The sequence below is a fragment of the Micromonospora sp. NPDC049114 genome (genome assembly GCF_040648635.1).
Lineage (GTDB): Bacteria > Actinomycetota > Actinomycetes > Mycobacteriales > Micromonosporaceae > Micromonospora.
The window spans coordinates 110559-125638 of sequence record NZ_JBEZEA010000012.1; the positions used below are offsets into that span (position 1 = coordinate 110559).

Here is a 15080-nt window from a genome sequence, read left to right on the forward strand (position 1 = left end):
TCATGCCCGCCTCCGACTGGCACCCACCCGGTGCGACTGAACCGCCTCGGCGGTCGCCTCCAGGGCCTTGCGGGCCCGGGACCGGTTGCGGGCGGCCACCCCCACGAAGAGGCAGTCGACGACGGTGAGCTGGGCGAGCCGGCTGGCCGTCGCTCCGGAGCGGTAGGTGGTCTCGCGGGCCGCGGTCGTCAGCACGAAGTCCGCGACCTCGGTGATCGGCGAGCGCGGGAAGTTGGTCAGCGCCACGGTGACCGCGCCCCGCGTCCGGGCCTGCTCCAGCACCTCGATGACGTCGGAGGTGCTGCCGGTGTGCGAGATGCCGACCGCGACGTCACCGCGGCCGAGCAGGGCGGCCGACGTCAACGCGGTGTGCACGTCCGGGAAGTAGAAGGCGATCCGCCCGATGCGGTGCAGCTTCTGCTGAAAGTCGGAGGCGACGAAGCCGCTGGCGCCGGCGCCGTAGATGTCGATCCGGCCCGCGCCCGCGATCGCCTCGACCACCTGCTCGCAGACGGCCGGGTCGAGCTGCTCGGCGGTCTCCTCGACGGCTCGGGCGTCATTGAACGCGATGGTGGCGATGATCTGGGCGAGGTCCGCGCCGGGCGGGATGTCGCCGCCGACGACCCGGGCGTCCGGCGGCTCGACGCGGCGGGCGGCCTCGGCTGCCAGCCGGATCCGCAGCTGTGGATAGCCGTCCATGCCTACCGATCGGCAGAACCGGATGACTGTCGCCTCCGACGTCTCCGCTGCGGTGGCGAGGTCGGTGATGGTCCGCCGGGCGGCAGCGGCCGGATCGGACACGACCAGCCGGGCGACCCGCTGCTCGGCGGGCGACAGCGATGGCAACAGCCCGCTGATGTGGACGATCAGCCCACCAGGCTCGTGACTCGCAGAAATCTTCGGACTCTTCGCCACGGATGAAACTTACTTTCACGAGGCGTGAGCGTCAACCATGACCACATGTAGTGGGAAAAGTGTCGACGACCGGGATCACGCGTTCCGCCCAGCCTGCCACTCCTGGAGAATCGCCGCCTCATCCGCCGGGTCGAGTCCACCTTGCCGTACGGCGTCGGGCCGCGCTGTCATCCAGGACACTGTCGCCCGAACGGTGTCGGACAACTGACGGACCGTCAGACCCGCGTCCAGTGCCGGCCGGGCGTCCCGGTCCATCAGGCCAGCCGACTCCGGCAGCCGCACCCAGAGCGGCAACGCCCGCTCCCCCGACCATTCGCGTACGTCGTGGGCCGACAGGAAGTCCTGATCGATCCAGGTGAGGCGCGCGTCGGTGGCACCCAGACCGGCCGCCACACCGGTCAGCAGATCGGCGCGGGACATCGCCGGGCCGATGCCGTCGTAGGTGCCGGCGAGGCGGGAGTCGGCGGCGTGCAGCAGCCAGCCGGCCAGGTCGGCGACGTCCACGAACTGCACCCGGTCGGTCGGCCGTCCGGGCGCGAGAACCTCCCCGCCGCGCGCCAACCGGCGCACCCAGTACGGGAAGCGGTCGCTCGGGTCCTCCGCGCCGACGATCAGCCCCGCCCGGCAGATGAACGACGGCCGCGCGCCCCTCAGTTCGCGGACCAGCCGCTCGATGCTGACCTTGCACTCGCCGTACCAGCGGTGGTCCGGGCCGACCGGAGCGTCCACGTCCGGCGGGGCGGGCGACAGCAGCGGCGCGTCCGCAGCGGTCTGACCCGGGGTGGTGTTGTCCGCGTACACCGAGATCGTGGACACGAACGACCAGTGGCCGACGTGATCGGCAAGTGCGGCGAGCGCGTGCCGGGCATGGCTGACCTGGCGGGTCACGTCCACCACCGCGTCGAACCCGGCGCCGGCGAGCGGCACCAGCGCCTCGGGGTCGTCGCGGTCGACCGGCACGAACCGCGCACCGGTCGGCACGACACCTGACACGCCCCGAGCCGCGCAGGTCACGTCGTGGCCCTGCGCCACGGCGAGCCGGGCCACCGCCCGGCCGAGAAACCGGGTGCCACCGAGAATCAGGATCCGCATCCGCCGATCCTGCGCCGAGGCCGACCAGAAAGACGAATCCCTCTGCTCTCGGCAGACAGCACCCCGCCCGGTGGACGCGTTAGCGTGTGGCGCATGGCGGAGCGCAGCGTGGTGGTGACCGGAGGCACGGGTGGGCTCGGCGGGGCGGTCGTCGCCTCGTTCGTCGAGGCGGGCTGGCGGGTGGTCGTACCGCAGCGGGCCGCCCGGCCCGGCTCGGAGCCGGCGGCGGACGGGGTGGTCCCGCTCGTCGCGGACCTGACCGATCCGGCCGGCGCGGCCCGCGTCGTCGAGGCCGCCGTCGGCGACCCCGCGGCGCCGCTGCGGGCGGTGGTCAACCTCGTCGGCGGGTACGCGAGCGGTGGCCTGGTGCACGAGACACCTGTCGAGGAGTTCGAGCGGATGCTCACCGTCAACCTGCGACCCACCTACCTGGTCACCCAGGCCGCGCTGCCGCACCTGGTCGCGGCCGGTGGCGGCGCGGTGGTGTGCGTCTCGGCCCGTGCGGCCCTCACCCCGTTCGCCGGAGCGGCCGGCTACGTCACGGCCAAGGCTGCGGTGTTGGCGTTCGCCAACGCGGTGGCGGTCGAATACCGCTCCCGCAACGTGCGCTGCAACACCGTGCTGCCCAGCGTCATCGACACCCCGGCGAACCGGGCCGCGCAGCCCGACGCCGACCACTCCCGCTGGGTCACGCCTGCCGAGATCGCGCCGGTGATCCGCTTCCTCGCCTCGACGGACTCCGCGCCGACCACCGGGGCCAGCGTTCCGGTCTACGGACGCGCCTGAACGAGCAGGGACGCGACCTCGCCGCGGCCGGTGCGCTCCTGCGGCGGCGCGGCGGGCGGGGGCGCCGCCTGCGCCGACGCGGGCGGGGGCGCCGGCTGCGGCTCGTCGGGGGGCGGCGGTCCCTCCGCCGCTGCACCTGTGGGATCCGGGCGGACGTCCGAGCGCAGCCAGGTCGCCAGGTGCGCCTGGATCTGCTCGGTCACCTCCTCGGTCGAGCGGCCCGCGTCGACGAGGACGAAGCTCGGGTACTCGGGCAGGGTCCGGTAGGCGGTGTCCGCCGCCGTGAGCCAACCCATCGACTCGTGGTCGGTGCCGCGCTCCTCGATGCGCTGGTACGCCACGGCTGGGTCGACGGCGAGCAGGAAGGTCACCTGGGGCGTCGGAAACAGCCGGTAGCCGGCCCGGGCCAGACGCTCCCAGCGGTGCCCGCCGTGCGCGCGGATGCTGGCGTACTGGCAGGCCGAGTAGCGGTCCATCACCGCCGTGCGGCCGGTGAGCAGGCAACTGAGCAGGGCCACGGCGATGGCGAGCCAGCGCAGCACGGACTCCACCGCGAGCACGCCGTCGCGCCCGACGAGCCGCTGGGCGTCCGGGAGGCCGAGCCGGTGCGCGACGCGGCCGAGCCAGCGACGCCCGCTGGCGTTGCGGCGGTACGTCGCGGGGCGGCCGGCGGCGGTCAGCGCGTCGGCGAGCCGGTGTGCCTGCGTGGTCTTGCCCGAGCCGTCGATGCCGATCAGGGCGACGGTGCGCAATCGGGCTCGGCCGCGTCGCATCCCCGATGATCTGGCCACCCTCGACAGAATATCCGACCGATGCTTGCGCGCCGCGCTGTTTGTGGCCGTTTGTCCCCGTTGGCACCCGAGCGCGACGACAGCAGGTGTGGGCGACCGGAATGCCGGGTACGGGAGTTCGAATCCAACCGCCTGTCCACCAACACGACCGACGGGAGATCCAGATGGCTGAGCGCGGGGACGAGAGTCTGGTGCACACCCTCAAGAAGGTCGCCGCCGTGCTCAAGCAGTCCGAGATCCCGTTCGCCCTGGGCGGCAGCTTCGCCGTCTACGCCCACGGCGGCCACTCGAGCGACCACGACGTCGACTTCCTGATCCGCGAGGCCGACGTCGAGCGGTCCCTGGAGGCGCTCGTGGCAGCGGGCTTCCGCGCCGAGCGGCCGCCGGAGGACTGGCTGGTCAAGGTCTTCGACGACGGGCGGATGGTGGATCTGATCCACCGGCCGATCGAGACGCCGGTGACCGAGGAGACGTTCGCCGACACCGTCGTGCGGCCGGTGGACGCCATCCACATGCCGGTCCTCTCCGCCACCCAGCTCATGGTGCACAAGCTGCTGAGCTTCTCCCAGCACTACTGCGACTTCGCCCGCGGCCTGCCACTGGCCCGGTCGCTGCGGGAGCAGATCGACTGGGAACGGGTACGCAAGGAGACGCAGCACTCGCCGTACGCCGAGGCGTTCCTGGTGCTGCTGGACCGGCTGGAGGTGGTGCCGGAGCCCGGCACCACGGCAGGAGAGGAGACACCGTGACGAGCGATCAGGCCGGTGGCGCGGCGCCACCCGACGAGTACGTCGAAGCGGAGATCCAACGGCTGCTCACCGAGGATCCGGCTGTCGCCGAACAGGGGATCACCGTCATCCGCCGGGAGGACACCCTCGTGCTGTACGGCGAGGTGGAGAGTGCGCACCGGCGGGAGGAGATCCTGCGCCGGGTGGCGGAGCGCTTCCCGGACGTGCCGATCTCCAGCGACATCGGTGTGATCCGCGCCCAGGCGCCCACGGAGATCGAGCAACTGCCCTGAGGGAGGTTTCATGGTGATCCGGATCGCCGCCGTGGGCGACGTGCATCTGGACGAGGACGTGGTCGGCCGGTTCCGCCCGGCACTGGAGGAGCTGCCGGAGTGCGCCGACGTGCTGCTGCTGGCCGGCGACCTGACCCGGCACGGCACCGAGGCCGAGGCGCGCTGCGTGGCGCAGGAGTTCGGCGGGTTGGCCGTGCCGGTGGTGACCGTGCTGGGCAACCACGACCACCAGTGTGACCAGGTGCCGCAGGTCGTGAAGGTGCTTGAGGACGCGGGCATCACCGTGCTGGAGGGCGACGGCGTGGTGCTGGACTGCGCGGGCGGCCGGCTCGGCATCGCCGGCGTGAAGGGCTTCGGCGGAGGGTTCGCCGGCCGGTGCGCGAGCGACTTCGGCGAGCCGGAGATGAAGTCGTTCGTCCGGACCACCAACGAGAGCGCGGAGCGCCTCGGTGCGGCCCTGCGCTCGCTGGACTGCGACATGCTCGTCGCGCTGACCCACTATTCGCCAGTCCCGGACACGTTGGTCGGTGAGCCGCTGGAGATCTACCCGTTCCTGGGGTCGTACCAGCTCGGGCAGGCGATCGACTCGGCGCCCACGGCGCTGGCCGTGCACGGGCACGCCCACGCCGGCACCGAGCGCGGCACCACCCCGGGAGGCGTCCGCGTCCGCAATGTGGCGCACCCGGTGATCAAGCAGGCGTACAGCGTCTTTCATGTCGGGGATCAACTCGACACCGACCAGGTTTCCCCGATCGGAGGGTCGGGTAGTCAGAGGTCATGGAGCTGATTCTCTGGATTCTCGCAGTCGTACTCGTGGTCGCCGGCATCCTCGCGCTGTTCCGCCGGCAGATCCTGTGGGGCATCGTCCTCATCGTCGTCGGGCTGTTGGTCGGCCCGGGTGGTGTCAGCATCTTCAATTGACGTTCGCACCCTCTGACAACTCATCGGAACACCGGGACCCGTCGGGGTCGCCGCGACCGGAGCTTCGTCCTCCCGACAGAAGCACCGGCCGCGGCGGCCCCGGCGCTGCTGTGTGGGTTTGACCCGACGGTCGAGCGGCAATATCTCGACCATGGAGACATCTCGCGAGGCACGGCCCACGTCCGGCCGACGGTCGCGCTGGGCGCTCGCCGGCTTCGCGGCGGCGGTCTTCGTCGCGGCCGCGATCGGCGGACTGGGTGTGCAGGGCACCACCGACGAGTACGCGAGCCTGCGACAGCCGGGCTGGGCACCGCCGTCCTGGCTCTTCGGCCCGGTCTGGACGGTGCTCTACGCGCTGATCGCCCTGGCCGGCTGGCTGGTGTGGCGTCGGGTCGGCTTCTCCCCCGCGCTCTGGGCGTGGACCGCGCAACTCGTCCTGAACGCCATCTGGACGCCGCTGTTCTTCGGCGCGGGGCGGTACGGGCTGGCGTTCGCCGAGATCGTGGTGATGTGGCTGGCGATCGGCCTCACCGTGGCGCTCTTCGCCCGAGTGTCCCGGGTCGCGACCGCGCTGCTGCTGCCGTACTGGGCGTGGGTCACGTTCGCCGCCGCGCTCAACCTGGCGATCTGGCGGCTGAACACCTGACCGGCGGGGCCCCCGGCAGGCGCGTGCCTACCGGGGACCACCGTGCGCCTCCGCTCAGCAGCGGGGGATGCCCGGGATGTAGCCGTCGTAACCGGTGTAGACGTACGCGTCGGCGATGAAGCGCCCGCTGCCGATGCGGTCCCAGATCGAGCTGGTGCCGTACGTGCCGGTGACCGTGGTGCCGCTGGTCTGGCAGGCGATGGTCACCCGGGTGCCGTCGGAGACGGTGCCGACCGAGGCGTAGCCCGTGCCCGGGCCGGAGCGGACGGTCAGCGGCGTGCCACTGGTGTCGACCGTGGCGTTGCCGGTGCCCGACGAGCAGCCGTTGTTGCTGGTGTAGGTCTTGGTGCCCCAGTACAGGGCCAAAGTGCCGTTGAACCTGACCTTGATGTCGCTGCCATTGAGGCGCTGCTCGTAGTGCAGGTGCGGGCCGGTGGATCCGCCGGTGCTGCCCACCCAGCCGATCACCTTGCCGTAGCCGACGGTCTGCCCCACCGAGACGTTGAAGCCCTGGAGGTGGGCGTAGTAGGTCGTGTAGCCGCCACCGTGGTCGATCCGGACGTACTTGCCGTAACTGGTGCCACCGAGGTCGGTCACCCGGTCGACCGTACCGGGGGCGCTGGCCACCACCGGGTCGCCGACGTCGTCGGTGCGGTTGAAGTCGACCGCGTTCGCCGGGCTGTGATCCGACCGGGTCTGCCCCGACCAGGACTGGCCGCACGGGAACGGCACCTTGAAGGTCGGCGCGGCCAGCGCCGGGCTCGCCGGCGCGAGGACTCCCCCGACGAGCAGGCCCGTCACCAGCAGGCTGATCCACCGCTTACGCATCCAGCTCCTCCTATGTTCAAAACCTTCGATGAGGTGGCCTCAGCCTGACAGATATCGCCAATCTTCGAAAGAGGCGGGATTCCCGACTGGGAGCGCGCCCAACCAGCGGCCACGAGGTTTCGGGATTGTTACTCGCTCGTGTCTGACAGGGGGTGGACCAGACCGGATGCAAGCGCTTACATGTGTGCACGCCCAATCGGACCGGCGAGGGTCACCAGCGGAGACCACGCCGGCTAGGAAGGAGGACGGCATGGCGGTCTTTACCAGACCACGCCAGGCCTTCGTGATCGCCGGTGTGCTCGGGCTGGCGCTCAGCGCCACCGCTTGCGGTACCGGTGACGACAAGAAGAGCGACAAGGCGGGCTCCGCGGAGTGCGCCCCATACGAGAAGTACCAGGGCAACGACGGCAAGAAGGTCTCCATCTACGCGTCCATCCGTGACGCCGAGGCCGACCTGCTCGAGCGCTCGTGGTCGCAGTTCACCGACTGCACCGGCATCGAGATCGCGTACGAGGGCAGCGGCGAGTTCGAGGCCCAGCTCCCCGTGCGGGTCGACGGCGGCAACGCGCCCGACATCGCCTTCGTGCCCCAGCCGGGCCTCGTGAAGCGGTTCGCGGACGCCGGCAAGCTGAAGTCCCTCGGCGCCGACACCAAGGCCCTGGCCGAGCAGAACATGCCGGCCGACTGGCTGAAGTACGGCACCGTGAACGGGACGCTCTACGGCGTGCCGCTCGGCGCCAACGTCAAGTCCTTCGTCTGGTACTCGCCCAAGACGTTCAAGGAGAAGGGCTGGGAGGTTCCGACCACCTGGGACCAGCTCATCGCCCTGAGCGACAAGATCGCCGCCAGTGGCATGAAGCCGTGGTGCGCGGGCGTCGAGTCCGGTGACGCCACCGGCTGGCCGGCCACCGACTGGATCGAGGACGTCCTCCTGCGTACGGCGGGCGCCGAGGTCTACGACCAGTGGACCACCCACCAGATCCCGTTCAACGACCCGAAGATCGTCGACGCGGTCGACCGCGCCGGCAGCATCCTCAAGAACGAGAAGTACGTCAACGGCGGCTTCGGCGGCGTCAAGAGCATCACCACCACCGCCTTCCAGGAGGCGGGCCTGCCGGTGACCACCGGCAAGTGCGCGATGCACCGACAGGCGTCGTTCTACGCCAACCAGTTCCCCGAGGGCACCAAGGTGGCCGAGGACGGCGACGCGTTCGCCTTCTACTTCCCGGCCATCGATGCGGCCAAGGGCAAGCCGGTGCTGGGCGCGGGCGAGTTCGTCGTCGCCTACGCCGACCGTCCCGAGGTGCAGGCGGTGCAGACCTACCTGGCCTCCGCCGAGTACGTGAACAGCCGCGCGAAGCTCGGCAACTGGGTCACGGCGAACAACAAGCTGGACATCGCCAACGTCGCCAGCCCGATCGACAAGCTCTCCGTCCAGCTCCTGCAGGACAAGACCGGCGTCTTCCGCTTCGACGGATCCGACCTGATGCCGGCCGCCGTCGGCGCGGGAACGTTCTGGAAGGGCATGGTCGACTGGCTGAACGGCAAGGCGACCGCCCCGGTGCTCCAGGGCATCGAGAGCAGCTGGCCTAAGTGATCCCGGCGGTGGCCCGGTCCGCGAGCGCGGACCGGGCCACCGGCCGAGGTGGACCCGGAAGGGAGGGTTGATGGAGTTCGACTTCGCCGACGAGCAGCCGAAGCTCCTCATGCTGATGTACGGGCTGGTCGCCTTCGTGCTGGTGGTGGGTGGTCTACTCCTGCTGCTCGACGCGGTGCCGGCCTGGTTCGCCCGGCGACGGGAGGCGCAGCTCGTCGCCGCCTCGGCGAGTGGAGCTCCCCTCCCCCGCCGAACGCGGCCACGGGAAGGAATCTTCGCGTTCTTCTTCCTGCTGCCCACGCTGTTGCTGCTCGCCATCGGCCTGGTCGTGCCGGCCATCCGCACTCTGCTGCTCTCCCTGATGAACAGGACCAGCACGGAGTGGGTGGGGCTGGACAACTTCGGCTGGATGTTCTCCGACGACTCGATCGTCCGAGTCCTGATCAACACCCTGGTCTGGGTGCTCCTGGTCCCCCTGGTGGCGACCGGGTTCGGCCTGATCTACGCCGTGCTGGTGGACAAGGCCCGGTTCGAGGCAGTGGCCAAGTCGCTGATCTTCCTGCCGATGGCCATCTCCTTCGTCGGCGCGAGCATCATCTGGAAGTTCATCTACGCGTACCGCGGCGACGGCGACCAGATCGGCCTGCTCAACCAGATCGTCGTCAGCCTCGGTGGTGAGCCCAAGCAGTGGCTGCTCGAATCACCCCTGAACACGCTGCTGCTGATCGTCATCATGATCTGGATCCAGGCCGGCTTCGCCATGGTGGTGCTCTCCGCCGCGATCAAGGCCATCCCCGGTGACATCGTCGAAGCCGCCCGGCTGGACGGTGTCAGCCCGTGGCAGATGTTCTGGCAGATCACCCTGCCGAGCATCCGGCCGGCGCTGATCGTCGTGGTGGTGACCCTCACGATCGCCACGCTCAAGGTCTTCGACATCGTCCGGACCTCGACGAACGGCAACTACGACACGAGTGTGATCGCCAACGAGATGTACAACCAGGCGTTCCGGTACGGCGAGAACGGGCGGGGTTCCGCGCTCGCGGTCTTCCTCTTCATCCTGGTCATCCCGGTCGTGATCTACCAGATCCGTAACCTCCGTCAACAGCGGGAGGGCAGATGACCACCGCAACGCCCACCGTCGCCGTCGGCGCACAGCAGACCGAGGGCACTCCGACCACCACTGCCGGCCGGGTCCGCAAGCGCCTGAACAGCCGCACCGCGACGCTCGTCTCGATCGTCATCGCGCTGGTCTGGACCATTCCGACCTTCGGTCTGTTCGTCTCCTCCCTCCGCCCGGAGGACGAGATCAAGACGACCGGCTGGTGGACGGCGTTCACCAACCCGCAGTTCACGTTCGAGAACTACCAGCAGGTCCTGTTCGGGCGGTCCTCGTCGTCGGGGCAGCTCGCCAGCTACTTCATCAACTCGCTGGCGATCACCATCCCGTCCGTGCTGTTCCCCCTGGCCTTCGCATCCCTGGCCGCGTACGCGCTGGCGTGGATCAACTTCCGCGGACGGGACTGGCTCTACATCGGGATCTTCGCGTTGCAGATCGTCCCGCTGCAGATGGCCCTGGTGCCGTTGCTGAAGTTCTTCTCCACAGGCGTCACCCTCGGCGGCGTCACCCTGATGCCGGCCTGGGACCTGGTCGACGAACAGAAGTTCGCCCAGGTGTGGTTCGCGCACACCTGCTTCGCGCTTCCGTTCGCGGTCTTCCTGCTGCACAACTTCATTTCGCAACTCCCCGGAGACCTGATGGAGGCGGCCCGGGTCGACGGGGCCACCCACCCGAAGATCTTCCGGACCATCGTGCTGCCGCTGATCACCCCGGCCCTGGCCGCGTTCGGCATCTTCCAGTTCCTCTGGGTCTGGAACGACCTGCTGGTCGCGCTGATCTTCGCCGGTGGCGGCAACGAGACCGCCCCGCTCACGGTCCGTCTGGCCGAGATGGCCGGTACGCGGGGCAACGAGTGGCAGCGACTGACCGCCGGAGCGTTCGTCTCGATCGTTGTTCCGCTCGTCGTATTCCTGTCCCTGCAGCGCTTCTTCGTGCGAGGTCTGCTCGCCGGCAGCGTCAAGGGCTGACCCGTCTGCCCGCCGCCGCCCGGCCCCTGAAGGCGGCGGCGGGCGAGGGGTATCGAGCGGGGGAACCGTGACGAAGATTGATGATGTGGCTCGGTTGGCCGGGGTCTCCACGGCAACCGTCTCGCGGGCCCTACGCGGGCTGCCGACGGTCTCGGCCGCCACCCGACGCCGAGTCCTCGCCGCCGCCGAGCAGCTCGACTACGCGGTGTCGCCGAGCGCGTCCCGGCTCGCCGGTGGCCGCACCGGCACGGTCGCGGTGGTCGTACCCCGGATCACCCGCTGGTTCTTCAGCACGGTCGTCGAGGCCGTCGAGGAGTATCTGCACCACTCCGGCTACGACCTGCTGCTCTACAACCTGGGCGGTCGGGAGCAGATCCGCCAGCGGGTGCTGCGCACCGCCAACCTGCACAAGCGGGTCGACGCCATGATGCTTGTCGCCACACCGCTGCGCCCGGCGGACCTGACCGCGCTGGCCACCCTGGACCTGCCCGGCGTGACCATCAGCTCGGGTAGCCGGGTGCCCAACTGGCCGTGCGTACGGATCGACGACGTGGCCGCCGCGCGGATGGCCACCCGCCACCTGCTCGACCTCGGCCACCGGCGGATCGCGCACATCTCCGGGGACCCCGACGACGAGCTGGCCTTCACCACCCACCTCGACCGGCGCCGGGGCTACCAGGCGGAGCTGCGGGCCGCCGGCCTGCGACCCGACCCGAGCCTGGACGTCGAATCGTCGTTCACCATCGACGGCGGCAACCGGGCCGCCGCCGAACTGCTGGCCCGCGGTGTTCCGCCGACCGCGATCGTCGCCGCCTGCGACGAGATGGCGATGGGCGCGATGACGGCCCTGCGCGACGCCGGGCTGCGCGTACCGCAGGACGTCAGCGTGGTCGGCATCGACGACCACGACCTCGCCGGCGTGCTCGGGCTCAGCACCGTCGCCCAGCCCGCCGCCGAACAGGGCCGGCTGGCCGCCCGGATGCTGCTCGACCCGCTCGGCGCCCGCAACCTGAGCCCGATCATCGGTCAACGGACCGCCGACGGCGACACGCCGGTGATCCTGCCCACTCGGCTGGTGGTCCGCGAGTCCACCGCGCCGCCGCGGGCACACTGACACATCAACCGCAGCACGACACAGGAGACGACCCTGAACACCGACCCGACTCAGCAGACCACCACCGGCTGGTGGACCGAGGCCGCCATCTACCAGATCTACCCACGCTCGTTCGCCGACTCCGACGGCGACGGCATCGGTGACCTGCCGGGCATCACCGCCCGCCTCGACCACCTCGTCGAGCTGGGCGTGGACGCGGTGTGGCTCTCCCCGTTCTATCCGTCGCCGCAGGCCGACGCCGGTTACGACGTGGCCGACTACCGGGACGTCGACCCGCTGTTCGGCACGCTCGCCGACGCGGACAAGCTGATCACCGAGGCCCGCTCCCGCGGCCTGCGGGTGATCGTCGACCTGGTGCCGAACCACACCTCGTCGGCGCACCGCTGGTTCCAGGCCGCGCTGACCGCCGCGCCGGGCAGCCCGGAACGGTCCCGGTACATCTTCCGCGACGGCCTCGGCCCGGCCGGTGACCAGCCGCCGAACGACTGGCAGAGCGTCTTCGGCGGGCCGGCCTGGACCCGGACGGTCGACCCGGACGGCCGACCCGGCCAGTGGTACCTGCACCTGTTCGACACCGGCCAGCCGGACCTCAACTGGGACAACCCGGAGGTGCACCAGGAGTTCCTGGACGTGCTGCGGTTCTGGCTGGACCGCGGGGTGGACGGCTTCCGCGTCGACGTGGCCCACGGCCTCGTCAAGCAGGCCGACCTGGCCGACTGGCAGGAGCCCCAGGAGATCCTCTCCGGCAACGAGGTGGACAAGCCGCGCCCGCCGATGTGGGACCAGGAGGGCGTCCACGAGATCTACCGCCAGTGGCGGCGGGTCCTGGACAGCTACCCCGGCGAGCGGGTGCTGGTCGCGGAGGCGTGGGTGGAGCCGGCCGAGCGGCTGGCCCGCTACGTCCGCCCGGACGAGATGCACCAGGCGTTCAACTTCGAGTACCTGCTCGCCTCCTGGACCGCGCCGGCCCAGTACGCGGTGATCACCCGCTCCCTGGAGGCGACCGACTCGGTGGGGGCGCCGACGACCTGGGTGCTGTCCAACCACGACGTGGTACGCCACGCCTCGCGGCTCGGACTGGCCATCGGCGGCGGCCGGCCCAACGGCATCGGCATCGGCGACCCGCAGCCGGACGCCGCGCTCGGCCTGCGCCGGGCCCGGGCGGCCACTCTGCTGATGCTCGCCCTGCCCGGCTCGGCGTACCTCTATCAGGGCGAGGAGTTGGGCCTGCCCGAGCACACCACGATGCCCGACGAGGCCCGGCAGGACCCGACCTGGGCGCGCAGCGGGCACACCCAGCGGGGCCGGGACGGCTGCCGGGTGCCGATCCCGTGGGAGGCCGATGCCCCGTCGTACGGCTTCGGGCCCACCGACGCCAGCTGGCTGCCGCAACCGCCGTCCTGGGCGGAGTACGCGCTGGACCGGCAGCGCGACGTGCCCGGCTCGACGTACGAGCTGTACCGCTCGGCCCTGCGGCTGCGCCGCGCGCACGGCCTGGGCCGGGGCACGCTGGAGTGGCTGTCCTCCAACGACGAGGTGCTGGCCTTCCGCAACGGCGAGCTGACGGTCCTGACCAACTTCGGCGACACGCCGGTGCCGCTTCCGGCCGGCGCCGAGGTGCTCGCCTCCAGCGCACCCCTGGACGACCAGTCCGCGATCCCGACCGACGTGACGGTCTGGCTCCACGCCTGACCTACCTACCGCGCCGATCTTGCACTTTCGGTCGATGGTATGAGGCACTTCGCCCATATTGTCGGGACAGAAAGTGCAAGATCGCGGGGTGGGTGGGTGACGGGGTTAGAGGCGGTTGGCGCGGGTGTGGAGCAGGTTGTGGACGTTGTCGATGTCCCGTGGTGAGGTTCGCGAGGCGAGCCAGTACATGACGCCGGTGGGAATGAAGAAGAGCTGGAACGCGGCCAGCCCGACGGCGAAGTTCAGCGGTGGCGGGAAGGCCGCGCGCAGTCCCTGGAACGCCACGCCGACCAGCCCGTTGCCGGCCGCCCGGCCGACCCCGTTGACCAGGTTGCCGAGGCTGTAGACGGTCCCCCGGTGCTCGGGTGGGTTCACGTCGGCGATCAGCGCGAACCAGTTCGGCGAGTTGGCCGAGGTCAACGCGAGCGCCACCACGGCGGTGAGCAGGCTGAGGCCCACCGACGGCTCGGTGACCACGCTGGACAGCACCGCGCCGATCACCGCGCCGGCGCTGCCACCGTCGGGCACGTCGATGGTCACCGGCACGAAGAACAACACCAGGTAGAACGGCAGCGCCGCGAGGATGCCGACCGCCGCGACCAGGGCCCGCCCCCGGGGGGTACGCCGCTGCACCGCGTCACCGACCAGCCCACCCACGATGGAGAGCACGCCACCGAGCTGGAACAGCGTGGCGAAGACGCTCCCCACCACCACTGCTGTCGACTCCGAGTAGCCCTGGGCCTCGGCCCGTTCGGCGAACAGCACCGGCAGCCAGACCAGCGAGCCGAACGCCGCCTGCGCGGTCAGGCCCTGCAGGATCAGCCACCGGTTGGTCCGCCGGGCCAGGATTCTCGGCACGTCGGCCCGGCTGATCCGGTAGTCGTAGTCCGCGCCGGCGTCCAGCGCGTCGGCCAACTCCGGCTCGCTCTGGCCGCGCCGAACGTCGTAGGTGAACAGGTACGCCACGGTGGCGGCCAGGCCCACCCCGGTCAGCAGCAGGAACGGCCGCCGCCAGTCCGCCGCGCCGAGCAGGCCGCCGACCAGCGTGCCGGCGAGCGTGCCGACGCCCTGGGAGAGCCCCCAGAAGCTCATCACCAGCCCGCGCCGGGCCGGCGAGATCAGGTCGGTGACCACCGAGAAGCCCACCGAGCCGACCGCGCCGAGACCTACCGCCGCGACGAGTTGGGCGGCCAGGAACGTGAGGTACCCGCCGGCGAACGCGCTGCCGCCGGTGCCCGCCGCCCAGAGCAGTGTGCCCACCATGAGCAGCGGTTTGCGGTTGCTCCGGTCCCCGACGTACGCCCAGCCGACCGCGGCCACCGCGCTGACCAGGAAGCTGACGGCGGTGACCAGCCCGAGCAGCCGCCCCGACACGTCGAACGCGCCGGCGATCGGCTTGTAGAGCGGTGGGACGAGCCCGATCGCCACGTTGTCGAGCGAGGCGAGCAGCACGAACACCGCGACGCTGTACAGCCGGTGCGCCCGGCCGCCGCCCCGGCCCCGCCGGCGCTGGCCGGGCCCGCCACTGGTCACGCTCATGACGGGCAGCCAACCAGACTCCGGCACGCACGTCGCGACGCGGGTGGCTGCCG

Annotated in this window: 16 protein-coding genes; 11 read left to right on the top strand and 5 right to left on the bottom strand. The window is 70.8% G+C overall.

Translation table 11 applies throughout. From position 1 onward, the window contains the following. Entirely contained in the window at positions 1-915 is a 915-nt protein-coding gene (locus AB0B39_RS27070) for a MurR/RpiR family transcriptional regulator (RefSeq protein ID WP_357575730.1), read from the bottom strand. A gap of 75 nt (positions 916-990) precedes the next feature. Beyond that, the gene (locus AB0B39_RS27075; protein ID WP_357496101.1) at positions 991-2007 is read right to left on the bottom strand and encodes an NAD-dependent epimerase/dehydratase family protein; all 1017 of its coding nucleotides are present in this window, start codon (positions 2005-2007) and stop codon (positions 991-993) included. Positions 2008-2100: 93 nt separating this feature from the next. Between AB0B39_RS27075 and AB0B39_RS27080 the strand changes: the two genes are divergently transcribed. After that, a complete protein-coding gene (locus tag AB0B39_RS27080; RefSeq protein WP_357496099.1) occupies positions 2101-2793 on the top strand; it encodes an SDR family NAD(P)-dependent oxidoreductase in 693 nt (230 codons plus the stop codon). On the opposite strand, the gene AB0B39_RS27085 is transcribed toward AB0B39_RS27080, so the two are convergent. Further along, on the bottom strand, positions 2778-3566 hold the full coding sequence (locus tag AB0B39_RS27085; protein WP_357575748.1) for a thymidylate kinase: 789 nt from the start codon (positions 3564-3566) through the stop codon (positions 2778-2780). The genes AB0B39_RS27080 and AB0B39_RS27085 overlap by 16 nt on opposite strands. Before the next feature lie 119 nt (positions 3567-3685). Here AB0B39_RS27085 and AB0B39_RS27090 point away from each other — a divergent pair, with 119 nt between their 5' ends. The 5 genes from AB0B39_RS27090 (at position 3686) to AB0B39_RS27110 (ending at position 6172) form a co-directional block, all read left to right on the top strand. Then, positions 3686-4333, top strand: coding sequence for a nucleotidyltransferase (locus AB0B39_RS27090; RefSeq protein ID WP_255786510.1), 648 nt, complete (start codon positions 3686-3688; stop codon positions 4331-4333). Further along, positions 4330-4605, top strand: a complete 276-nt coding sequence (locus AB0B39_RS27095) for a hypothetical protein (protein ID WP_234582088.1) — start codon at positions 4330-4332, stop codon at positions 4603-4605. The genes AB0B39_RS27090 and AB0B39_RS27095 overlap by 4 nt, the downstream gene beginning before the upstream one ends. Positions 4606-4615: 10 nt before the next feature. Beyond that, entirely contained in the window at positions 4616-5392 is a 777-nt protein-coding gene (locus AB0B39_RS27100) for a metallophosphoesterase (protein WP_234582087.1), read from the top strand. After that, a complete protein-coding gene (locus tag AB0B39_RS27105) occupies positions 5383-5526 on the top strand; it encodes a GPGG-motif small membrane protein (RefSeq protein ID WP_007464364.1) in 144 nt (47 codons plus the stop codon). The genes AB0B39_RS27100 and AB0B39_RS27105 overlap by 10 nt, the downstream gene beginning before the upstream one ends. Positions 5527-5677: 151 nt before the next feature. Continuing rightward, a complete protein-coding gene (locus AB0B39_RS27110) occupies positions 5678-6172 on the top strand; it encodes a TspO/MBR family protein (protein ID WP_357496094.1) in 495 nt (164 codons plus the stop codon). 54 nt (positions 6173-6226) lie between these two features. On the opposite strand, the gene AB0B39_RS27115 is transcribed toward AB0B39_RS27110, so the two are convergent. Next, the gene (locus AB0B39_RS27115) at positions 6227-7000 is read right to left on the bottom strand and encodes a peptidoglycan DD-metalloendopeptidase family protein (RefSeq protein WP_357575731.1); all 774 of its coding nucleotides are present in this window, start codon (positions 6998-7000) and stop codon (positions 6227-6229) included. Positions 7001-7250: 250 nt separating this feature from the next. On the opposite strand from AB0B39_RS27115, the gene AB0B39_RS27120 reads away from it, so the two are divergent. The 5 genes from AB0B39_RS27120 (at position 7251) to AB0B39_RS27140 (ending at position 13488) form a co-directional block, all read left to right on the top strand. Then, positions 7251-8597: an ABC transporter substrate-binding protein gene (locus tag AB0B39_RS27120; RefSeq protein WP_234582084.1), complete on the top strand. Its 1347-nt coding sequence runs from the start codon at positions 7251-7253 to the stop codon at positions 8595-8597. Between the two features lie 70 nt (positions 8598-8667). Next, positions 8668-9717, top strand: a complete 1050-nt coding sequence (locus tag AB0B39_RS27125; protein ID WP_357496090.1) for a sugar ABC transporter permease — start codon at positions 8668-8670, stop codon at positions 9715-9717. Next, positions 9714-10682 carry a carbohydrate ABC transporter permease gene (locus AB0B39_RS27130; protein WP_357496088.1) on the top strand — a complete coding sequence of 323 codons (969 nt, stop codon included), beginning with the start codon at positions 9714-9716 and terminating at the stop codon, positions 10680-10682. The genes AB0B39_RS27125 and AB0B39_RS27130 overlap by 4 nt, the downstream gene beginning before the upstream one ends. A 67-nt stretch (positions 10683-10749) precedes the next feature. Further along, entirely contained in the window at positions 10750-11796 is a 1047-nt protein-coding gene (locus AB0B39_RS27135) for a LacI family DNA-binding transcriptional regulator (RefSeq protein ID WP_234582081.1), read from the top strand. Positions 11797-11829: 33 nt separating this feature from the next. After that, entirely contained in the window at positions 11830-13488 is a 1659-nt protein-coding gene (locus AB0B39_RS27140; RefSeq protein ID WP_357575749.1) for a glycoside hydrolase family 13 protein, read from the top strand. A gap of 105 nt (positions 13489-13593) precedes the next feature. Here AB0B39_RS27140 and AB0B39_RS27145 read toward each other — a convergent pair whose 3' ends face one another. Further along, entirely contained in the window at positions 13594-15027 is a 1434-nt protein-coding gene (locus tag AB0B39_RS27145) for an MFS transporter (protein WP_357496086.1), read from the bottom strand. Positions 15028-15080: the final 53 nt, after the last annotated feature.